The organism is Klebsiella sp. K-Nf6, from assembly GCF_002806655.1.
Taxonomy (GTDB): domain Bacteria; phylum Pseudomonadota; class Gammaproteobacteria; order Enterobacterales; family Enterobacteriaceae; genus Klebsiella; species Klebsiella variicola.
Genome location: NZ_PIBN01000017.1, coordinates 49127 through 70418 on the forward strand (window position 1 = coordinate 49127; position 21292 = coordinate 70418).

Genomic DNA, 21292 nt, shown 5'->3' on the forward strand with positions numbered 1-21292 from the left:
GTAGGCAGGGTCAGGTGAAGCCGCCACCCGGCACAACAGGTTTTATTCTTTATCGCCCAGCAGTACCGATTCCAGCGCGATTTTGATCATATCGTTGAAGGTCGTCTGACGCTCAGCGGCAGTGGTCTGCTCGTGAGTACGGATGTGGTCGGAAACGGTACAGATGGTCAGCGCTTTCGCGCCGAACTCCGCCGCGACGCCATAGATCCCGGCCGCTTCCATTTCCACGCCCAGGATGCCGTATTTTTCCATCACGTCAAACATGGACGGGTCCGGCGTATAGAACAGGTCAGCGGAGAAGATGTTGCCCACGCGCGCGTCAACGCCCAGCGCTTTCGCCGCGTCTACCGCGTTACGCACCATGCCGAAATCGGCAATCGCCGCGAAGTCGTGGTCTTTGAAACGCAGACGGTTCACTTTAGAGTCGGTGCACGCGCCCATGCCGATCACCACGTCACGCAGTTTGACATCTTCACGCACCGCGCCGCAGGATCCGACGCGGATGATTTTCTTCACGCCGAAATCGGTGATCAGCTCTTTGGTGTAGATTGAGCAGGACGGGATACCCATCCCATGGCCCATCACGGAGATTTTGCGGCCTTTATAGGTGCCGGTGAAGCCCAGCATGCCGCGTACGTTGTTCACTTCACGCACGTCTTCAAGGAAGGTTTCTGCAATGTGCTTCGCGCGCAGCGGGTCGCCCGGCATCAAAACTACGTCAGCGAAATCGCCCATTTCTGCGTTAATGTGAGGAGTTGCCATCTTCAGTTCCTTTTATATTGTTGTTTTTGCCGGGTGGCGGCTACGCCTTACCCGGCCTACAAATCGTAGACCCGGATCGCTGTGCGCCACCGGGCAATGACCTCAGAACATGGCTTTGCCATATTCCATGTCAGACGTACCAAAGTATTTCGCAATAGTCTGGCCGATGTCCGCGAAGGTTTCACGGTGACCGAGCGAACCCGGTTTGACTTTCGGGCCGTACACCAGCACCGGGATATGCTCGCGAGTGTGGTCGGTACCGGTCCAGGTCGGGTCGCAGCCGTGGTCGGCGGTGAGGATCAGAATGTCGTCTTCCCCTACCAGCTCCATCAGCTCCGGCAGACGGCGGTCGAACAGCTCCAGACCCGCTGCGTAGCCGGCGACATCGCGACGGTGGCCCCAGGAGGAGTCAAAGTCGACGAAGTTAGTGAAGACGATGGTCTCGTCGCCGGCTTCCTTCATCTCTTTGATGGTCGCGTCGAACAGCGCGTCCAGTCCGGTGGCTTTCACTTTCTTAGTGATGCCGCAGTTGGCGTAGATGTCGGCGATTTTACCGACGGACACCACGTGGCCGTTTTTCTCGTCAACCAGCTTCTGCAGCACGGTCGGCGCCGGCGGCTCGACCGCCAGGTCGTGACGGTTGCCGGTACGCTGGAAGTTACCGGCTTTATCGCCGATAAACGGACGGGCGATGACGCGGCCAATGTTGTAGCCGCCTTCGGTCAGCTCTTCGCGGGCGATTTCGCACAGCTCATACAGCTTGTCGAGGCCAAAGGTCTCTTCGTGACAGGCGATCTGGAACACCGAGTCAGCAGAGGTATAGAAAATCGGTTTCCCGGTTTTCATGTGCTCTTCGCCCAGTTGATCGAGGATCACCGTCCCGGAAGAGTGGCAGTTGCCGAGGTAGCCCGGCAGGTTCGCACGCTTCACCAGCTTATCCAGCAGCTCCTGCGGGAAGCTGTTTTCATGATCGCTGAAGTAGCCCCAGTCAAACAGCACCGGCACACCGGCGATTTCCCAGTGACCGGACGGCGTATCTTTACCAGAAGAGAGTTCATGCGCCCAGGCATAGGCACCAATCACTTCGGCATTGCCATCCATTCCGGCGGCAATTTTACCGGTAGAACCTTCATGCGCTTTCACCAGACCCAGACGGGTCAGATTCGGTAAATTCAGCGGGCCTTTGCGGCCATTGTCAGCCTCGCCTTTGGCGCAGGCTTCCGCAATGTGGCCCATCGTATCGGCGCCGACGTCGCCAAAGCGGTCAGCGTCTTCCGTTGCACCAATCCCAAAGGAGTCCAGCACCATGATAAATGCACGTTTCATCTTGTTCTCCATACATCTTGCGCTGCAAAAAAGCGATCAGATCAGTATATCGCTATTCAGTGATGCGGCGATAGACTGTCGGTGTAATTTCCGGGGCTTTATCGTCCAGTTTAATGGCCGCGTTGACCGCTTTCGCGGCCTCCTGCCAGCTGTTCTCGTCTTTGGCATGGATCACCGCCAGCGGACGCTGTCCGTCGACGCGGTCACCCAGACGCGCCATATCGGTAAAGCCAACGCTATAGTCAATGGTGTCTGATGCCTGGCGGCGGCCGCCACCCATAGAAACCACTGCCATTCCCAGCGCGCGAGTATCCATCGCGCTAATAAAACCTTCGGTATCAGCATAGACCGCTTTGCTCAGCATCGCCGTCGGCAGATAATGATCATAATTCTCGACAAAGTCGGTCGGCCCTTTCTGCGCCGCGACCATGCGGCCAAAGACTTCCGCCGCTTTACCGTTATCCAGCACCGCCTGCAGCTTCGCGCGCGCCTCGGCGTCATCCGCCGCCAGCTTGCCGGAGATCAGCATTTCCACACACAGCGCCATCGTCACGTCGAACAGGCGTGGGTTGCGATATTCGCCGGTCAGGAACTGCACCGCTTCGCGAACTTCAACGGCGTTGCCGGCGCTGGATGCCAGCACCTGATTCATATCGGTCAGCAGCGCTGTGGTACGCACGCCAGCGCCGTTGGCAACACCCACGATCGCTTCGGCCAGCGCGGCAGAGAGTTCATAAGTCGGCATAAAGGCACCACTGCCGACTTTGACGTCCATCACCAGCGCGTCCAGCCCTTCCGCCAGTTTCTTGGCCAGAATCGAGGCGGTAATCAACGGGATGGAGTCCACCGTCGCGGTAATATCGCGGGTGGCGTAGAAACGTTTGTCGGCCGGAGCAAGCGAGCTGGTCTGCCCGATAATCGCCACGCCGACATCTTTAATAATCTCGCGGAAGCGGTTGTCGTCCGGGAAGATATCGAAGCCCGGGATCGCTTCCAGTTTATCCAGCGTACCGCCGGTATGGCCGAGACCACGCCCGGAGATCATCGGTACATAACCGCCGCAGGCGGCCACCATTGGTCCCAGCATCAGCGAGGTCACGTCACCCACGCCGCCGGTGGAATGTTTATCGACGATCGGGCCGTTGAGGTTAAGGCTTTTCCAGTTGAGAACGGTGCCGGAATCCCGCATCGCCATGGTCAGCGAAACACGCTCCGGCATAGACATATCGTGGAAGAAAATGGTCATCGCCAGCGCGGCGATCTGTCCTTCTGAGATAGTATTGTCGCGGATGCCGTTGATGAAAAAGCGGATCTCTTCATCGCTTAATGCATGACCATCACGTTTTTTACGAATAATTTCTTGTGCGAGAAACACGGTAACCTCCCAAAGAGAATAAATTGCCGGATGATGGCTCGAACGCCTTATCCGGCCTACAGGCATCCATTCGTAGGCCGGATAAGCGCAGCGCCATCCGGCAAATCAAGGGATTAGTAGCTGCTGGCGCTCTTGCCGTCGCCGTGGCCGAGCGCTTTCAGCAGGCTAGCCAGCAGGCTGGATGCGCCAAAACGATAGTGACGAGAATCGGCCCAGTCGGCACCGAACAGTTCATCTGCGATCGCCAGGAACTGCTGCGCATCTTCCGCGCTGCGTACGCCGCCGGCAGGCTTGAAGCCAACGGTTTTCTCAACGCCCATATCGCGGATCACTTCCATCATGATGCGCGCACTTTCCGGCGTCGCATTCACCGGCACTTTACCGGTCGAAGTTTTGATAAAGTCAGCGCCTGCCTTGATAGAGATTTCAGACGCTTTGCGGATCAGCGCTTCTTCTTTCAGCTCACCGGTTTCGATGATCACTTTCAGCAGCACGTTGGCCGCCGCACAAGCCTCTTTACAGGCTTTCACCAGGTCGAAACCAACCTGCTCGTTGCCGGCGATCAGCGCGCGGTACGGGAAGACCACGTCCACTTCATCGGCACCGTAAGCGATCGCTGCGCGGGTTTCCGCCAGCGCAATGTCGATATCGTCATTACCGTGTGGGAAGTTGGTGACCGTAGCGATGCGAATATCCGGCGTCCCTTGCTCATTCAGCGTTTTACGGGCAATCGGGATGAAGCGCGGGTAGATGCACACCGCCGCAGTGTTACCCACCGGGGTTTTCGCCTGATGACACAGGGCAATGACTTTCTCATTGGTGTCGTCGTCATTCAGAGTGGTCAGATCCATCAGTTTTAACGCGCGCAGGCTGCTTGCTTTTAAATCAGTCATTTCATACTCCGCCGGCGTCAGGCCGGATCAATAGTTTGTTCACCTTGCGAGTCTGTTACTATTGTAACATCCACTCGCCACCACACTTCGACATTCATCACAGTTAATGAAAACCACTTACTAATTTGCATTACTGTAATGTGATATAAGTCACAATTAATCATCAGTTATCGCGACGCTTACCTTTACGTCCTGTTTAAGCATAACCGGCAAAGCGCAGTGAGTGATGATGTTATTATTCTAACATATTCCACTGAAGTTTCTCGACGCCACGGCGCACAATTTGTGCATGCCGTCGCCATAAAAAACACTTTATTGTTGAGATATAAAGAATTTTAGATGGATAAAAAATGATGGAATTATCACAACAGGCGCAACCCGAAGCCTGCTTCGCCTCGGACGGAAAAGGAGGAACTTAGGCCGTCAGCGCGGAAAAGAGGCTTTTTGTATTCGCCATCATCGCGGCTTCAATCGTCGGTGCGGGTTCCGCGCGCAGTTCACATAGCGCGTCAAATACGCGCGCCACCTGTTCAGGGCGGTTCGGCTGGCCCTGAAAACCATTCAGCGGCATATCCGGCGCATCGGTCTCCAGCAGCAGCGCGGAAAGTGGCAGACGCGCCATCACTTCACGGGTTTTGCTGGCGCGCGGATAGGTAATGGTGCCGCCAACGCCAATCTTATAGCCGAGCTGAACGAAGCGCTCGGCCTGCTGCAGGCTGCCGGCGAAGCCATGTACCACGCCGGTGCGCGGCAGGGCATGTTTTTTCAGCAGCATCGCCAGCTTATCGTGGGTGCGTCGGGAGTGGAGGATAACCGGCAGATCGTAACGCTTCGCCAGCCTCAGTTGCTCCTCCAGCAGCGCTTGCTGACGGTCAAACTGCGGATCGTCGCGATAGAGATCGAGGCCAATCTCCCCCACCGCCACCAGTTTTGGCGGGCGCAGGGACAGACACTTCTCCAGCTGCGCCAGCCCCTCATCGGCATGCTGCTCAATGACGATCGGATGCATGCCCAGCGCGGCGTACAGCGCCTCATGCTGCGCCGCCAGCGCCAGCACCCGGTTAAAACGCGCAGCGGAGATAGCCGGGACAATGATCTGCCCGACACCAGCCTGCGCCGCTCGCGCCAGGCTGGCGGTTTCATCCTCGGCGAAGGGAGGAAAATCAAAGTGGCAGTGGGTATCGATAAAACGGTGGCTCATGCCAGATCCTCATGATCAAAGCTGGCGTCATTCGCCTGCGGTGCAGGAATGATGGTCGCCTGAGGCGCTTCATTGGCCACCGGTACGGGCGGCACCACCACCGGCGCAGGCCGGGCAATACGCGGCGCATGGCGCAGCAGCGGCGGCCGATCAGCCAGCAGTTTACCTACCGTCGCCAGGAAATAGCGGCCACACTGACGGCCGGTTTTGTAGTCCTCCAGCAGCGCCGGCAGCCGACTGCCAAGTGCCATACTGCGCAATGGCCGCTGCGGGTAGATTTCGAAGATCCGCAGCTTACCGGGCGGCTTCTCGATGAACTGCTGGATAGCGCGGTAAGTGTTTTCGTGGTGGTGCACCAGATTGACCAGCGGCTGTAGGCTGCTCTCCCCCAGCCAGCGCTCCATCCGCTTAAACCACTGCGGGGTATAAAACATCTGCGAGGGGACGGTACGGATCACCACGATGGTCTGCGCACCACGGCGGGCCGCCTCCTGCACCGGGACGGCATCGCTAATACCGCCGTCAAGGTAGCTGACGCCGTCAAGCAACACGCCGCTGCGATAAAAGCCGGGGATGGCGCTGGAGGCGCGGATCAGGTCCAGCCATGTTTGCGGCGTCGGCGAAAAATAGCTGGCAGAGTAATCGTCACCGCGGCAGGCACACATCCACAGCTCTTTCCCCAACGCGAACTGCGCTTCGGCGTAGTTCATGGCCAGCGGCATTTGCTGTGAGGTGGCCTCCACCAGCCAGTCGAGGTCGATAAGGTTGCCGCCGCGGACAAAGCGCATCGGATCGAAAAACTGGCGTGAGGTGGTGTAGCGGGTAATGACTTTACGGGCATACCCTTGTTGATTACACATATAGGCAGAGAGATTTTGCGCGCCGGCGGAGGTGCCCAGCATTATGTCGAAGGGGTTAAATCCGGCGCGCATGAATTCGTCCAGCACCCCGGCGGTGAAAATCCCTCGTTGACCACCCCCTTCGCACACCAGCGCCAGCTTGCCCGGTCGAAAGGGTTTAACCGCCAGCGGGGCGATATTGCCCAGCGTGACGGGAATGCGTTGCCCCACCCTGCTTTCCTGTTCGATTGGTCTTCTCCTGACAAAGTAACGCAATTTGTCTGTCGCTTAAACCGCGAAAGCCAGTCCGGAGGACTGGCTTTGTGTAAGATGACGTGTCAGTAAAAACGCTCAGGCTTCAGCATCGCCCGGATTGTGGGCCGCCTAAGGACGTCTGCGTCCTGTAAACAGGCTCACCAGGAACAGGATAATCCCGACGACAAAGACGATTTTCGCGGCGCCAGCGGCAGTACCCGCCAGACCACCAAAGCCCAGGGCCGCAGCAATTAATGCAATGACCAGAAAAATAATTCCCCATCGAAACATACTTTTCTCCTTACCATAATGGACGGTGAACAGCGGTTTTCGCACCCTTTCTGTATAGCTCATCGCTCAGTGGATGCTGCTATTCGTTCGGCAACCTTGGCCAGACAACACTTTTGTTAATAACTCGATTTACTTAACGCTAAGATCGTTGCGGACACTTTTCACGCCGGAGACCGCTTTCGCAATCTCTGCCGCACGCTCCGCCTGCGCCGCGGAAGCCACCGTACCGGTCAGATGCACCGCGCCGGCGTTGGTTTCAACTTTCACATTGCGTGAAGGAACAATATCATCCGCCAGCAGCTTGGCTTTCACTTCACTGGTAATGGCGGTATCCCCGGCATACCCTTTCAGCGTCGCTGTCTCACTCGATGAGGTGTGATGGACCTTCAGCTTATCGTCGACGCGAGAGACGCCTTCGACCCCTTTCGCTACGCTCAGTGCCTGGCTTTTCTGCTCAGCGCTGTTGACGTTGCCACTGAGGGTGACCACTTTGTTTTCCGTTTTCACCGAGATATCGCCGGAGTTAATATCTTTATGGTCGATCAGCGCCGCTTTTACCCGCGCGGTAATGGTGCTGTCATCCATAAAATCGCCGACTTTGTTAATCGAATTGTCTACCGCCTCTCCCGCATTGCTGGCAGCCGACTTCGCACTGTCTACCGTTGTTTTTTCCGTCTCTGCCGAGGCGTTCAACGCGGCTAAGCCTAAGAAGAGCGCCAGCAACATATTGGCATTCTTTAGTCTGGTCATCGTGATGTCCTCGTTTTTTCACCAGCGCTGGCGTTTGAAAGCAGTGAATTACGCCAGCATTTTTAAAATCACGAATTAAATATAGTAGACAGACGAAGGGGTTGCGGATGATATGGACAAAAAACAGACGAATTAGCGGTGTTTTAAGAACTTTCCAGAAGGAGGGAAACGCGGGCCTGGGAAGAAAAAAGCGCGGGCTATGCCGCGCTTCATCAGGGATTAGTGTTCGCGCGTTTTGCGGAACACCACGTCAGGATAACGCTCCTGCGTCAGGTTCAGGTTGACCATCGTCGGGGCGATATAGGTCAGGTTATCGCCGCCATCCAGCGCCAGCTGAACTTCGTTTTTACGTTTAAACTCTTCGAATTTCTTCACATCCGTGGATTCAACCCAGCGCGCGGTGGCCACGTTGACCGATTCGTAAATCGCTTCCACGTTGTATTCGCTTTTCAGACGCGCTACCACCACGTCAAACTGCAGCACACCAACGGCGCCGACGATCAGATCGTTATTGGCGATCGGACGGAAGACCTGTACCGCACCCTCTTCAGAGAGCTGAACCAGCCCTTTCAGCAGCTGTTTCTGCTTCAGCGGATCCTTCAGGCGAATACGACGGAACAGTTCCGGTGCGAAGTTCGGAATACCGGTGAACTTCATCATCTCGCCCTGGGTGAAGGTATCGCCAATCTGAATGGTGCCGTGGTTATGCAGGCCGATGATATCGCCCGGATACGCTTCTTCAACGTGAGAACGGTCGCCAGCCATAAAGGTCAGTGCGTCGGAAATCACCACATCCTTGCCAATACGCACCTGACGCAGCTTCATGCCTTTCTCATATTTGCCGGACACCACACGCATAAAGGCCACGCGGTCGCGGTGTTTCGGGTCCATGTTGGCCTGAATTTTAAACACGAAACCGGTGAATTTCTCTTCTGCGGCCGTCACTTCACGCGTATCGGTGTTACGCGGCATCGGCGCCGGCGCCCACTCCACCAGGCCATCCAGCATATGGTCAACGCCGAAGTTACCTAACGCGGTCCCGAAGAACACCGGGGTGATTTCGCCCGCCAGGAACAGATCTTTATCGAACTCGTTTGACGCGCCCTGCACCAACTCCAGCTCGTCGCGCAACTGCTGCGCCAGGTCTTCCCCCACCGCCGCGTCGAGTTCCGGGTTGTTGAGCCCTTTCACGATGCGCACTTCCTGAATGGTGTGGCCTTTACCGGTCTGATACAGGTAGGTTTCGTCTTTGTAGAGATGATAAACGCCTTTGAACAGCTTGCCGCAGCCGATAGGCCAGGTAATCGGCGCGCAGCCGATTTTCAGCTCATTCTCAACTTCATCCAGCAACTCCATCGGATCGCGGATATCACGGTCGAGTTTGTTCATAAAGGTGAGGATCGGCGTGTCGCGCAGACGGGTAACTTCCATCAGCTTACGGGTCCGGTCTTCAACGCCTTTCGCCGCGTCGATCACCATCAGACAGCAGTCAACCGCCGTCAGAGTACGGTAGGTATCTTCGGAGAAGTCTTCGTGCCCCGGCGTATCCAGCAGGTTCACCAGGCAGTCGTGATACGGGAACTGCATCACCGAGGTGGTGATTGAGATCCCACGCTGCTTTTCCATCTCCATCCAGTCGGACTTTGCATGCTGGCTGGAGCCACGGCCTTTTACGGTACCGGCGGTCTGAATCGCCTGTCCGAACAGCAGCACCTTTTCGGTGATGGTGGTCTTACCGGCATCCGGGTGAGAAATAATGGCAAAAGTGCGGCGTTTGGCCACCTCTTGCAGATAAGGAGACAACGTCATAATTAATCTTCTAAGTAAACGCAGCAACGGGCTGCGCATGTGGAATACGAAAAATTGCGGCTATTTTACCCATCAATGGGGGGGAGGCAATCAGTGTTTACACAGGAGCTGCTCCAGTTCGCTTAACGAGGTCACCGTCCAGTCGGGCCGCAGGTCTGCCGGCAGCGTTTGCTGATGCGCATTCAACCAGCAGGTGGCCAGTCCGGCATTGACGCCGCCGCGGATATCCGACTCGGCGGTATCGCCGACCATCAATACCCTGTCGCGCGACGGGTTACCCGCCTGCGCCAGCGCGTAATCGAAGATGCGCGCATCCGGCTTGGCGACGCCGACTTCTTCAGAAATAATCAGTAAATCAAAGTGATCGCGTAAACCTGTGCGTTCCAGACGAGTCTGCTGCAGCGAGGTAAAACCGTTGGTGATGATGCCCATCCTGACCTTGCCCTGCAGCGCGTTGAGCAGCGAGACCGCCCCCGGCAGCGGGGCACAGATTTCCGCCATCGCATTCATAAACGCGTCGTTGAGCTCACCCGGCTTAACGTTCAAACGTTCCGCCCAGCTGTCAAAGCGCTGGTGCTGCAGCTGCAGCGAGGTGATGACGCCGTTTTGATAATCCACCCACAGCGGCTTATTCACGGCCTGATAGTCCTGAAAATCTTCGGCGGTAAATGTCACGCTGTAGTCGAGAAACATCCGCTGTAAGCCGCTGAAAGAATCAAACGAAAACAACGTTTCATCGGCATCAAAGAAAATCCAGTCCCATTTCATCGTATCACCTTGTCTTACATACTGATTGGCAGAGCCATAATAATGGCGTCTTCGCGCCCGTCGACCGTCGGATAGTAGTTGCGGCGGATGGTCGCTTCGTTAAAGCCCACGCTTTCATAGAGCGCAATGGCGGCAGCGTTGGAAGCGCGCACCTCCAGCCACAGCGTGACGACGCCGCGTTTTTCAACTTCATCAATAACATGTTCCAGCAGTTCCCGTCCCAGGCCACGGCGCTGGTATGCCGGGTCGACCGCGATGTTAAACAGCGTCGCTTCATCGAGGACTATCTGAGTAATGGCGAACGCCGCCATTTCCCCATCCACTGCCAGTTGGTAATTCAGATAACGTTCACCCTGATTGCTGGCAAAGGTCTGTTCGCTCCACGGGAAAGCGTGGGCGCGTTTTTCGATTTGCCAGGCGTGGGATAAATCAGCCGTGCTGAGGGTAGAAATCGTGTTCATGTGCGCAGATTTGTTGCCAGAGCGTCCTGCGAGCGGGCGCGCTGGTCTGAAGTTCATCAAAAGCGGGGGTGGACACCTGGGCGCCCGCCAGCGGCAGCGACGCCTCTGTGCCCAACCGCCAGCTGTTGCAACGGCTGTCTTGCGGCAGCATCGCCACCCGCTCGGGGGTAAGCTGCAGGACCTGATCTGGCGTCACGGCCAGCGCGCGTAATATGTCGCCAATCAGCGGCTCTGTCAGCGACGGCGGGGTTTCTGCCACCATCACCAGACGAATATGTTCAGGAAGCGAGATAGCGATTTCGCCCTGCAACGCCCCCGGTCGGCGCAGCGCCCACTGGGTAATGCCCAGCTGCTGTAATTGCCAGTCTCGTCGGGATGTCATAGCGAAACACTCCTGGTAAACAAGCGCGCAATATAGCAAATCCGTCGTATCTGCGCCAACAAACTACTATAATCGGCGCCAGTCTTAATGAAGGAGTGTTTCATGTCCGCTTTTACCCCGGCAAGTGAAGTCTTGCTGCGCCACAGTGATGATTTCGAGTCCGCCCGCGTTCTGTTTGCCGGTGACCTGCAGGATGACCTGCCTGCGCGTCTGGATACCGCGGCCAGCCGCGCTCATACCCAACAGTTCCACCACTGGCAGGTCCTGAACCGTCAGATGGGTGACAACGTCCGTTTTAGCTTAGTGGCCGAGGCCACCGACGTCGCCGATTGCGACACCCTGATCTACTACTGGCCGAAGAACAAACCCGAGGCGCAGTTCCAGCTGATGAACCTGCTCTCTCTGCTGCCAGTGGGAATCGATATTTTCGTCGTTGGGGAAAACCGTAGCGGCGTTCGCAGCGCAGAGCAAATGCTGGCCGAGTATGCCCCGCTGAATAAAATCGACAGCGCCCGTCGCTGTGGTCTCTATCATGGCCGTCTGGAAAAGCAGCCAACCTTCGACGCCGAAGCATTCTGGGGCGAGTATGCGCTGGATAATCTGACAATTAAAACGCTGCCTGGCGTGTTTAGTCGCGACGGTCTGGACGTCGGCAGTCAGCTGCTGCTGTCCACTCTCGAGCCGCATACCAAAGGGAAAGTGCTGGACGTCGGCTGCGGCGCTGGCGTACTGGCCGCGGTGTTGGCCAGCCATTCGCCGAAGGTGCGTCTGACCCTGTGCGACGTCAGCGCCCCGGCAGTTGAAGCCAGCCGCGCGACACTTGCCGCTAATGGTTTTGCAGGCGATGTGTTTGCCAGCAACGTCTTCTCCGAGGTCAATGGCCGGTTCGATATGATTATCTCCAACCCGCCATTCCATGACGGACTGCAGACCAGCCTCGAAGCGGCCCAGGCGCTGATCCGCGGCGCAGTTCGCCATCTGAACAGCGGCGGCGAACTGCGCATTGTCGCTAACGCCTTCCTGCCATATCCCCAGGTGCTGGATGAGATGTTCGGCTTCCATGAGGTGATCGCCCAGACAGGACGCTTTAAGGTCTATCGCACCATCATGACCCGCCAGGCGAAAAAATAATCGCCTTCTCGCGCCAGCGACCCATTCGGGTACCGCTGGCGCTTCCTCCAGGCAAACCCGCCCATTTTTGCAGCAATCGATACAACCTGCATAATTAACTATTGACGTGCCGCCGAAAACCACTAGAATGCGCCTCCGTGGTAACGATACTTTCATAGTGTCGATGGTATGCGAAGGTGGCGGAATTGGTAGACGCGCTAGCTTCAGGTGTTAGTGTCCTTACGGACGTGGGGGTTCAAGTCCCCCCCCTCGCACCAACGAGGCAATATCCTAAAAAAAAAATACTGTGCGAAGGTGGCGGAATTGGTAGACGCGCTAGCTTCAGGTGTTAGTGTCCTTACGGACGTGGGGGTTCAAGTCCCCCCCCTCGCACCAACGAGGCAATATCCTAAAGAAAGAATACTGTGCGAAGGTGGCGGAATTGGTAGACGCGCTAGCTTCAGGTGTTAGTGTCCTTACGGACGTGGGGGTTCAAGTCCCCCCCCTCGCACCAATATTCTTCTCTCTTCTGGCATTATCCCCTCAGTTTGACATCCAGAATCATCAGCATTATTCCACCAATCAATGCAACGCAAGATGGCAACAGGATAAAATGGCGCAGTTGGCGATGCCATATCATCGCCGCGGACATCAGCATGCCCACCGCGACCAGCGTTCGCCACACATCGGCCGATACCCCGGCATACCCGAGAGCGGCAATCAGCCCGCCGGGAACCACCACCCCCCAACCACTCCCTAATGCTCGCTGCAACATGGCTTCACCTCTCATATCGATAATGATAACCAATATCATATGATAATTTTTATCATTTGTCATTTACCCTGCGCCCGCAGCTTATTCTTTACGTTCGCGGTAATGACATACATTCATGAAGGTGATAAATTAAGCGGATTACCGATATATATTAAATATTTTGCTTATTTTGCAAATAACCTTTTTTTGCACATTGTTATCAGACTCTTCATTTTTGGCTTTCATCATTTTGAAATTTAACGACTAATAATGATTCTTCCGATATGACTGCACAAACCTGGCGAGCACACTACGCACAAAAATATCAATATTCTTTACGGCTTTTTTTACTGCTTAATTTCATTTCCTCCACTCTGTCGCTGGTCAGCCCACTATTTACGGTAGTTCGTTTTACGCTGCCCTGTGCCCTGATCGTGGCCTGCAGCGGGCTGTTGCTGCTCTGGCACTGGAAATGGCCGCAAGCGAAAATAAATATTCCGGCTATCTCATTGTTATTTGGTATGCTCTGGGCATGGCACGTGGTGGCAAAAGCGATGCTATTGACACCGCCACATTTTAACTATCTGGTGATCGCCCTATTAAGCATTCTGTTTATCGGCACCATCGCTTTTTCCAATAATATCACTGCCTTTACCCTTCACTCTTTACCGACTTTCCTTGTCTGCCTGATAATGTCAGAGGGGGAACAATGGTTGCGCATGACCTACTGTTTTGTGCTGCCTATTGCCGGTATTACCCTGCAAAATATTATCCAGAAGCGCAACGATGCCTTCACACAAGGATTAATGGATAAACTGATGCAGGAACGCAACACGCTCAACGATCTCAGTATGCTGGACCCCCTGACCGGTTTATATAATCGCCGCGGGCTGCAGAACCGCCTCGACACCCTGCTGGCGCTGGACGGCGACAACCACTTTGTGCTGCTCCTCGATATCGATCACTTTAAAGCTTATAACGACCACTATGGCCATATGATGGGCGACCAGGCGCTGATTCGCGTCTCTGCCGCGATCCGCAACGCCGTGCGCTCGCGCGATATTGTCGCTCGCTTTGGTGGGGAAGAGTTTATGGTGCTGCTGACCAACAGCAGCGAGGAAACCGCCTGGCAGGCTGCCGAACGCATTCGTCAGCGGGTCTATGATCTGAAGATCCCGCATATGTTTAATGAAAGTGTCGCCACCAACGTCACCATCAGCATTGGTCTGACGCCGTTAATTGATGACAATATTGAGCAAGCGCTGGAACGAGCTGACGGCGCACTGTATGAGGCCAAAAATAAAGGACGCAATATTATTCTTGCCAGTTAGCTTTACCTTCGCGCGCCGCGGTATCGCGGCGCCGACAAACCCCTTGCCATGCCGCCTGCAAACAACTAATATCGGGAATCATTATCATTTAGATTTGTATCTGGAAATCAAATGGCCTGGCGCTCCCTTTCTCTTAGCGATGAACTTATCTGGCGGGCTCCCTTCCCGACGGCTGAACGTGCGCTGGCGGAGAGTATTCGGGAAAAAATCACTGCCCTGCGCCCTCATCTGCTGGATTTCCTGCGTCTGGATGAACCTGCCCCGCCGCATGCGTTAACGCTCGCCGAGTGGTCGCAACCCACCGCGTTACGCTCCCTGCTGGCCACCTGGTCCGATCACATCTACCGTCATCAACCCACGCAGCCGCGTGAACCGAAGCCCCTGCTCTCACTCTGGGCCCAGTGGTATATTGGTCTGCTGGTGCCGCCGCTGATGCTGGCGCTGCTTAATGAACCGCAGGGACTCAGCCTGGCGCCAGAACATTTCCATGTCGAATTTCACGAGAGCGGCCGGGCTGCCTGCTTCTGGATTGACGTGCATAGCGATGCCAGGATAGCAGCGCTTTCATCGCCGGCGCGGATGGAAGCCCTTGTGATTCGTACCCTGCAGCCGGTGGTTGAGACGCTGGAAGCGACGGGCGAGATCAATGGCAAACTTATCTGGAGTAATACCGGCTATCTGATCAACTGGTATTTAGGTGAAATGCGCACGCTGCTGGGCGATGCGCAGGTCGCCGCTCTGCGTCAGCACTGCTTCTTTGAAAAACAGCTCGCCGATGGTCAGGATAACCCGCTGTGGCGAACGGTGGTGCTGCGTGAAGGGCAGTTAGTCCGACGCACCTGCTGCCAGCGCTATCGCCTGCCGGATGTCCAACAGTGCGGCGACTGCACGCTGAAATAACCCCCTGCCCGTCATAAAACGGGCGGCCACCGCCGCCCGCTCACGAGTTATGCGGTTTGCTGACTCTCCTGCTCCGCCCGTTCGGCCTCTTCCGCTTCCTGAGCAAGCAGTTGTTTCTCATACACCTTAAAGAACGGGAAGTAGATAATCGCCGACACGCAGGCCAGAACAATCACCAGAACCGCCGCCCGGAAATCCCAGCCCAGCGCCCAGGCGCCGCCAATCGGTGCTGGCGCCGTCCACGGTACCACCGAGATAACGCGGCCAATCAGATCCAGCTTCATTGCGGCCCAGGCCAGCACCGCGTTCACCATTGGCGCCAGCAGGAACGGAATAAAGAACACCGGATTCATGACGATAGGCGTCCCAAAGATAACCGGCTCGTTAATGTTAAACAGGCTTGGCACCACGCTCAGACGGCCAATGGATCGCAAATGCGCTGAGCGGCTGCGCAGATAACAGAACACCAGCCCCATGGTCGCCCCGGACCCACCAACCACAATGAAGAATGTCCAGAACGCCTCCATGAAGATATGCGGCAGAGGTGCCCCCTGGGCCAGCGCCTGCTGGTTCATACCAAGGTTGGTCAGCCAGAACATCTGCAGCATCCCGGAGACAATCGCGGCGCCGTGGATCCCGGCAAACCACAGCAGGTGGCCAATAAGCACCGCCAGCAGAATTGCCGGTAGAGAGTCGGCTGCCGAAACCAGCGGTTTGAAGATGGCCATAATGGCCTGTGGGATCAGCATATCAAAATGGTGCTGGATAAACAGACTCAGCGGATAGAGCGTCAGCACGACCACCAGCACCGGGATCAACAGATCAAACGAGTTTTTGATCATCGGCGGAACCTGATCCGGCAAGCGAATGCCGATGTTATGCGCCTTGAGAAAACGCATCATCTCCACGCAGTAGATCGCCACCAGAATGGCGGTAAAGATCCCCGTCCCGCCGAGGCTATCCACCGGTAGCGTACCCTGCGTCTTCGGCGCGGCAACCAGTAAAAAGGCCATGATCGACAACATTGCGCACATAAAGGGATCAAGCTGATTGGATTTCTCGTAGTGTTTACCGAGGTTATAGGAGATCGCCGCGCAGATGTAGATCGACATGATCCCCATCGTCATATCAAAGGGGGTCAGAATTCGTCCCTCAAACTCTTTTGCCAGATCCAGCCAGGCGCGGGCAAAACCCCAGGTGGTATCCGGTGAGAAAGGTGGATAAGCAAACACCAGCAGGAACGATCCGACGATCATAAATGGCATCGCTGAGATAAAACCGTCACGGATAGCCATGACGTGACGCTGCGATGAGATCCGCCCTGCTATGGGGCTTATGTAATTTTCTACAAAGCGAAATATCAAATTAAACGCAGCATGGTTAGCAGACATAGTAGCCCTCCTGACAGGCTATTGATACTGGCCCAACAACGATTACCCTGCCGTTACGATGACCGTTTTTGATGCAGCAGGCCGTTGATGGATTACCGGCTATACTGCTCATGACGCAACGATTCATACACGGCTCTTATGTTATAAATAAAGTGAGAAGTGACTGTTCCAGTATTCATCTCTACGCGCCCAACCGCAACCGGTTACAGTAACCGGTTACGGTGAATGTGAAGGAGATCGACAAAATAGAAAGAATCTGGATTGTCCGCGCTGTTATTTACACTCCGCCAGGCTTGTGACAGATTTAACCAGGCTTAAATCAGGAGAATCCAATGAGTCTGCAGTCTGTACGGCAGTTTTTTGCCGAACACGCCCCCGATATCGAAATTATTGAGTTAAATCAGAGTACCGCTACCGTCGCGCTCGCCGCTGCCGCGCACAATGTTGAGCCGGGACAAATCGCCAAAACGCTGTCGCTCAAGATCAAGGATAAGATTGTACTGATCGTCGCCAGGGGCGATGCGCGGCTCGATAACAAAAAGCTGAAAGAGACCTTTGGTGCGAAAGCCAGAATGTTAAGCAGCGATGAGGTAGTGACCTGGACCGGTCATCCGGTAGGCGGCGTGTGCCCTTTTGGTCTGGAAAACCCGCTGGCCGTCTATTGCGACGTCTCGCTCAGGCACTATCAGGAGGTGCTACCCGCAGCGGGAGCCATTCACAGCGCCGTTCGTATTGAACCAGAACGAATGGCGCAGCTCACCGATGCGACATGGGTAGATGTGTGTTTATAGCCGCGTTACGCCACCTGTTTAACGGCGTTGTTCGCACCGTTCACCGGTAAATGCAGCAAGATATCCGCCGCGTTTAATAAACCAATGTCTGAGCGAACGCCGAGCTTGGTCATGGCGTTAAATTTATGCGCGCGGATAGTTTTAATGTTCCGGTTCAGCTGTATCGCAATTTCAGAAAGTGAATATCCCCAGGACATATAGCGAAGAATGGCGTGCTCCGTTGGGCTTAACGGATCGTTGCACGCCTCTCTGTCGCAAAATTGCTCGCTGCCGCTGAGATGATGATTGTCCAGCAGCTGTAACAAACTCTCCTGTAATCCGCGTCGCGGTGCGGATTTATTCAATATGCCATGCAGGCAGGCCGGCATAAGATGGCCGATCAGGTGCATTTCACTTTCATTATTAGCGAGAATAATCGTTTGTACTTCCGGTCGGCCTCGCGCCATTTCATGAACAAAAAGCAGGCTCTCAGCTCGTGAAGACCGGCTTCCCGAAAGGGAAAAGATAATTGCTGACCAGGGAAATGATGTTTCCACTGCCCTGAGCGTACTGACATTTTTAAAAAAATGAATATGGTATCGGCTATTATCTTCACGACTAAAGATATAGCGCCAGGCCATTTCCGTCATCACACATTTTTCTACGATGGCGACATGGCGGGTTGTGCTATTTTTTTCCATTCCATTTGCTCCCCGTAAGCTGAATTGATATTCAGCTCTTGCATTCCCTGCACGCTGTTGATCCAGGCATACATTTCAGCATTACTTCGCAGTGATAAGCGTCGCATTGCGCTATTTTTCTGCGCACTGATGGTTTTATTACTCTTTTTCAACAGCGCGGCGATCTGATTAATTCCCCATCCCTTTGCCAGAAGACGCAAGACCTTGCGTTCCGAAAGGGTCAGCATCGCCGCAGAGTGGTAGCTTGCGAAATCACTATCCTCGTCTCCGGTGAACAACGTCCGGCTAATTTGCTCGGCAGCACGACTGCCGGCGCAAATCACCTCAATCAGCCGGTTAACCGGCTCGCTCTCGGAGATCAGCGAGCTTTCAGGACGAATTAATAGCTCAACGGCCAATGGATAGAGGCTGTCGCTGACCATAAAAACCCAGTGAATATCGCGATACTGAGTCATCAGGGAGTAATAACGCTCGCAAACGGCCCGGGGATGCGCAATCTCGCCGGAGATATCCGCGACGACCAGCACCGCCCGCCGCAGTTGCAAAAGGGTGAGCTCATCATGAGAACGACAAAAGCTGAGTTCGTAGTCAGGGAGATTCTCATTGAAGATAACCTTTAACCCTGACTGCATGACGGGAATTTTACTAATAACGACACCAAACTTACCTTGTCCTGGTAACATAACACCTCCGCTTCCTGTCGAAGTTCCTTCGCCTGCCGAAAAACAATTGACGCTTAACATCACCGCCATATCATTCTTTGAATGAATATAAAAACTATATTCATGGCCTGCGTACACGGTATACGTAACGACCGAACCGTGGTCATACCGTGTAAATATTATTACTGTGTATACTTGCGATTAATATTAGCACAGACGCTCCTGTGCTAATAAATTAGAAAAGATAAAACTATCATTTAGCAAAAGTAATTTCAGGCACCAACGTTATAAAGCATTATCTTTGATTGTTTCCCTAAATGCTTTAGGCGACATGCCGCTATAGCGGCGGAAAAAGCGAGAAAAATAGGCGGCATCACTAAAACCCAAGTAATCAGAGAGTTGCGTTACCGTCATGCGGGTGTACTGCAGATTACGTCGCGCTTCAAGCATCAGGCGTTGATGCAATACCCCCAGAGCGCTACAGCCATAGAACTCGCGGCATAAATAATTTAAATGCGTGACCGACAACCCAATCAGCTTCGCATACTCCGCCAGCGGGAGATGCTGTCGGTAGTGACTCTCAATAAGCCGGGAAAAGTGACGCATCATACTGCGCTTCCGCTCCGCTTTATCTTCCGCGGGCGGTGCGGGGTGGCACTGCCGGTTCAGCCAGACCAGCAGCGTCCCCAGCAGCGAGTACAGCATCATCTCCCGCGCATCATGCTCTTCGCAATACTCCTCGCGAAGCGCGGAAAATAATGTATGCATACGCCCCCGGGAACGGCCTACCGGCACGCACTGCGGTACGCTAAGCACATCCAGCGGCCGACCGAACTGATTTTCAAACCGGCTCAGCAGCGGCAGCGCCAGAGAGAGCACATACCCCTGCGTCCCGGGCGAAAAATGAAACCCATGAATACAGAGGGCGGGAACCACCTGGATACAGGACGCCGTCATCACCGCGGTGGTACCTTCAATTTCGATCTCTGCCCGGCCCTGATGCAGATACAGGAGCTGGACCATTTCCGCATGCTGATGAACGCGAATATGCCACTCGTACAGACTGCTACGCTGCAAAATTGACTCACAGTGCAACAGGTCCGGCGTTGGCCAGCCGCGCTCTTCGCCATACAGCTTAAATACGGGGACGGCTTGCATGGGCGGCATAATCACTCCTCTTTAGTCAGGTAACGCGTTCCATGGGCAAGCCCACGTAGTTTTCCGCGATGGTGGTCAGCCCGGCACGGGAGCCAAGATAGTAGCGGCGGTCGGCGGCCTGCATTTTGGCGTCGAACGCGTTCTGGTCCGGGAAATCGTGCAGCAGGCGGGTCATAAACCAGCTAAAACGTTCCCCTTTCCACACCCGATCCAGCGCCAGTTGTGAGTAGGTCGCCAGCAGATCGCTGCGGCCACGATGGTAGTATTCGCGCAGGATCCGCCACAGGTAGTTAACGTCCGATGCCGCCAGGTTTAACCCTTTGGCGCCGGTTGGCGGAACGATATGCGCGGCATCTCCCACCAGAAACAGCCGCCCATACTGCATCGGCTCCACCACGAAACTACGCAGAGGGGCAATGCTCTTCTCAAGTGAGTGACCAGTCACTAACCTGGAGGCCAGGTCCTCCGGCAAGCGGCATTTCAGCTCCTGCCAGAAGCGCTCGTCCGACCAGGCTTCAACCTTATCGCTCAGCGGAACCTGTAGATAATAGCGGCTGCGCGTAAGTGAGCGCTGACTACACAATACAAACCCCCGCTGATGGTGTGCATAAATCAGCTCCGGATTGACCGGTGGCGTATCCGCCAGCAGGCCTAACCAACCAAACGGCCACACGCTCTCGTAGGTTTTGAGAATGTCAGCGGGAATGCTTTGCCGTGACACCCCGTGAAAACCGTCGCAACCGGCGATAAAGTCGCACTCCAGGCGGCAGGTTTCACCTTCGCTGAGGTAGGTGACCGTCGGTCGGTCGCTTTTCGCGTCATGAATAGCCACCTCGCTCACGCCATAGACGATCGGCGCGCCGCTGGCGGCCCGGGCCGCCATCAGATCGCGTGTCACTTCCGTCTGGCCATAAACCATCACGCTCTTGCCGTCAGTCAGCTCGCTCAGTGCGACAGGTACCCGCTGGCCGTCAAACAGAAACTCCACCCCATGATGCACCAGGCCTTCGGCATCCATCCGCTGCGCCACGCCCGCTTCGCGTAGCAGATCGACGGTGCCGCTTTCCAGAATTCCCGCGCGGATGCGCCCCAGCACATACTGTGGCGTTTGACGCTCGAGGAGCACGGTATGGATCCCGGCATTGTGCAGCAACTGCCCCAGCAGCAGCCCGGAGGGGCCTGCACCAATAATCGCGACCTGTGTTTTCATAGGGTTGTCTCACTCTTGCAGGGTTAATTATTTGTATAATTTTTGTTTAATAAAAGTTCTTTCCTGCATTTTTGATAAGTAAGACGGGAAAAAGAAGGGATGAATGGCGACAAAAATTGCACTTTTCACCAAACTGGCAAAAGTGTGGGACGCTTCAAATTCTGCCGCCCCGCCAGCCGGGACATTTTTGCAT

The 21292-nt window shown here is 55.1% G+C and carries 23 protein-coding genes and 3 tRNA genes; 8 read left to right on the forward strand and 18 right to left on the reverse strand.

Annotated elements, in window-relative coordinates:
• Positions 1-42: 42 nt before the first annotated feature.
• The 12 genes from deoD to CWM61_RS22905 form a co-directional block, all read right to left on the reverse strand.
• Positions 43-762 carry a purine-nucleoside phosphorylase gene (deoD, locus tag CWM61_RS22850; RefSeq protein WP_002887789.1) on the reverse strand — a complete coding sequence of 240 codons (720 nt, stop codon included), beginning with the start codon at positions 760-762 and terminating at the stop codon, positions 43-45.
• Positions 763-864: 102 nt separating this feature from the next.
• Positions 865-2088 (reverse strand): phosphopentomutase, encoded by a 1224-nt coding sequence (gene deoB, locus CWM61_RS22855; RefSeq protein WP_012542922.1) that lies wholly within the window; start codon positions 2086-2088, stop codon positions 865-867.
• A gap of 52 nt (positions 2089-2140) precedes the next feature.
• Positions 2141-3463 carry a thymidine phosphorylase gene (deoA, locus tag CWM61_RS22860; RefSeq protein WP_074387116.1) on the reverse strand — a complete coding sequence of 441 codons (1323 nt, stop codon included), beginning with the start codon at positions 3461-3463 and terminating at the stop codon, positions 2141-2143.
• Between the two features lie 113 nt (positions 3464-3576).
• A complete protein-coding gene (deoC, locus tag CWM61_RS22865; protein ID WP_015368381.1) occupies positions 3577-4356 on the reverse strand; it encodes a deoxyribose-phosphate aldolase in 780 nt (259 codons plus the stop codon).
• Between the two features lie 415 nt (positions 4357-4771).
• Positions 4772-5557 (reverse strand): TatD family hydrolase, encoded by a 786-nt coding sequence (locus CWM61_RS22870; RefSeq protein ID WP_074387117.1) that lies wholly within the window; start codon positions 5555-5557, stop codon positions 4772-4774.
• On the reverse strand, positions 5554-6627 hold the full coding sequence (locus CWM61_RS22875) for a patatin family protein (RefSeq protein ID WP_074387118.1): 1074 nt from the start codon (positions 6625-6627) through the stop codon (positions 5554-5556). Before CWM61_RS22875 ends, CWM61_RS22870 begins: the two co-directional genes overlap by 4 nt.
• 153 nt (positions 6628-6780) lie before the next feature.
• A complete protein-coding gene (locus CWM61_RS22880; RefSeq protein ID WP_002887716.1) occupies positions 6781-6942 on the reverse strand; it encodes a DUF1328 domain-containing protein in 162 nt (53 codons plus the stop codon).
• Positions 6943-7071: 129 nt separating this feature from the next.
• The gene (gene osmY / locus CWM61_RS22885; RefSeq protein WP_048267429.1) at positions 7072-7692 is read right to left on the reverse strand and encodes a molecular chaperone OsmY; all 621 of its coding nucleotides are present in this window, start codon (positions 7690-7692) and stop codon (positions 7072-7074) included.
• A 219-nt stretch (positions 7693-7911) separates the two neighbouring features.
• Positions 7912-9501, reverse strand: a complete 1590-nt coding sequence (gene prfC / locus CWM61_RS22890) for a peptide chain release factor 3 (RefSeq protein WP_074387119.1) — start codon at positions 9499-9501, stop codon at positions 7912-7914.
• Positions 9502-9591: 90 nt separating this feature from the next.
• Entirely contained in the window at positions 9592-10269 is a 678-nt protein-coding gene (gene yjjG, locus CWM61_RS22895; protein WP_061155848.1) for a pyrimidine 5'-nucleotidase, read from the reverse strand.
• A gap of 14 nt (positions 10270-10283) precedes the next feature.
• Positions 10284-10730: a ribosomal protein S18-alanine N-acetyltransferase gene (rimI, locus tag CWM61_RS22900; RefSeq protein WP_074387120.1), complete on the reverse strand. Its 447-nt coding sequence runs from the start codon at positions 10728-10730 to the stop codon at positions 10284-10286.
• Entirely contained in the window at positions 10699-11112 is a 414-nt protein-coding gene (locus tag CWM61_RS22905) for a DNA polymerase III subunit psi (RefSeq protein WP_100631979.1), read from the reverse strand. The genes rimI and CWM61_RS22905 overlap by 32 nt, the downstream gene beginning before the upstream one ends.
• Positions 11113-11214: 102 nt before the next feature.
• On the opposite strand from CWM61_RS22905, the gene rsmC reads away from it, so the two are divergent.
• The 4 genes from rsmC (at position 11215) to CWM61_RS22925 (ending at position 12736) form a co-directional block, all read left to right on the forward strand.
• Positions 11215-12243 (forward strand): 16S rRNA (guanine(1207)-N(2))-methyltransferase RsmC, encoded by a 1029-nt coding sequence (rsmC, locus tag CWM61_RS22910; RefSeq protein ID WP_074387122.1) that lies wholly within the window; start codon positions 11215-11217, stop codon positions 12241-12243.
• A 170-nt stretch (positions 12244-12413) separates the two neighbouring features.
• A tRNA-Leu gene (locus CWM61_RS22915) sits at positions 12414-12500 on the forward strand.
• A 31-nt stretch (positions 12501-12531) separates the two neighbouring features.
• Positions 12532-12618, forward strand: a tRNA-Leu gene (locus CWM61_RS22920).
• 31 nt (positions 12619-12649) lie between these two features.
• Positions 12650-12736 (forward strand) — tRNA-Leu (locus CWM61_RS22925).
• A gap of 21 nt (positions 12737-12757) precedes the next feature.
• Here the strand turns inward: CWM61_RS22925 and CWM61_RS22930 are convergent.
• On the reverse strand, positions 12758-12997 hold the full coding sequence (locus tag CWM61_RS22930; RefSeq protein ID WP_100632003.1) for a DUF1435 domain-containing protein: 240 nt from the start codon (positions 12995-12997) through the stop codon (positions 12758-12760).
• Between the two features lie 102 nt (positions 12998-13099).
• Between CWM61_RS22930 and CWM61_RS29460 the strand changes: the two genes are divergently transcribed.
• The 3 genes from CWM61_RS29460 (at position 13100) to fhuF (ending at position 15207) form a co-directional block, all read left to right on the forward strand.
• Positions 13100-13237, forward strand: a complete 138-nt coding sequence (locus CWM61_RS29460; protein ID WP_226682212.1) for a hypothetical protein — start codon at positions 13100-13102, stop codon at positions 13235-13237.
• Between the two features lie 23 nt (positions 13238-13260).
• Positions 13261-14307, forward strand: a complete 1047-nt coding sequence (locus CWM61_RS22940; protein WP_061155851.1) for a GGDEF domain-containing protein — start codon at positions 13261-13263, stop codon at positions 14305-14307.
• Between the two features lie 111 nt (positions 14308-14418).
• On the forward strand, positions 14419-15207 hold the full coding sequence (fhuF, locus tag CWM61_RS22945) for a siderophore-iron reductase FhuF (RefSeq protein WP_100631980.1): 789 nt from the start codon (positions 14419-14421) through the stop codon (positions 15205-15207).
• Positions 15208-15254: 47 nt separating this feature from the next.
• Here fhuF and CWM61_RS22950 read toward each other — a convergent pair whose 3' ends face one another.
• Positions 15255-16598 (reverse strand): PTS sugar transporter subunit IIC, encoded by a 1344-nt coding sequence (locus CWM61_RS22950; protein WP_061155853.1) that lies wholly within the window; start codon positions 16596-16598, stop codon positions 15255-15257.
• Between the two features lie 332 nt (positions 16599-16930).
• Between CWM61_RS22950 and CWM61_RS22955 the strand changes: the two genes are divergently transcribed.
• The gene (locus CWM61_RS22955) at positions 16931-17389 is read left to right on the forward strand and encodes a YbaK/EbsC family protein (RefSeq protein WP_004151383.1); all 459 of its coding nucleotides are present in this window, start codon (positions 16931-16933) and stop codon (positions 17387-17389) included.
• Between the two features lie 5 nt (positions 17390-17394).
• On the opposite strand, the gene bglJ is transcribed toward CWM61_RS22955, so the two are convergent.
• From bglJ to pobA, 4 genes are all read right to left on the reverse strand, one after another.
• On the reverse strand, positions 17395-18069 hold the full coding sequence (gene bglJ, locus CWM61_RS22960; protein ID WP_077268428.1) for a DNA-binding transcriptional activator BglJ: 675 nt from the start codon (positions 18067-18069) through the stop codon (positions 17395-17397).
• Positions 18030-18752, reverse strand: a complete 723-nt coding sequence (locus CWM61_RS22965) for a helix-turn-helix transcriptional regulator (protein WP_008807539.1) — start codon at positions 18750-18752, stop codon at positions 18030-18032. Before CWM61_RS22965 ends, bglJ begins: the two co-directional genes overlap by 40 nt.
• Before the next feature lie 264 nt (positions 18753-19016).
• The gene (locus CWM61_RS22970) at positions 19017-19898 is read right to left on the reverse strand and encodes a helix-turn-helix domain-containing protein (RefSeq protein ID WP_061155855.1); all 882 of its coding nucleotides are present in this window, start codon (positions 19896-19898) and stop codon (positions 19017-19019) included.
• Between the two features lie 16 nt (positions 19899-19914).
• Positions 19915-21099 carry a 4-hydroxybenzoate 3-monooxygenase gene (gene pobA / locus CWM61_RS22975; RefSeq protein ID WP_074387132.1) on the reverse strand — a complete coding sequence of 395 codons (1185 nt, stop codon included), beginning with the start codon at positions 21097-21099 and terminating at the stop codon, positions 19915-19917.
• Between the last annotated feature and the right edge of the window lie 193 nt (positions 21100-21292).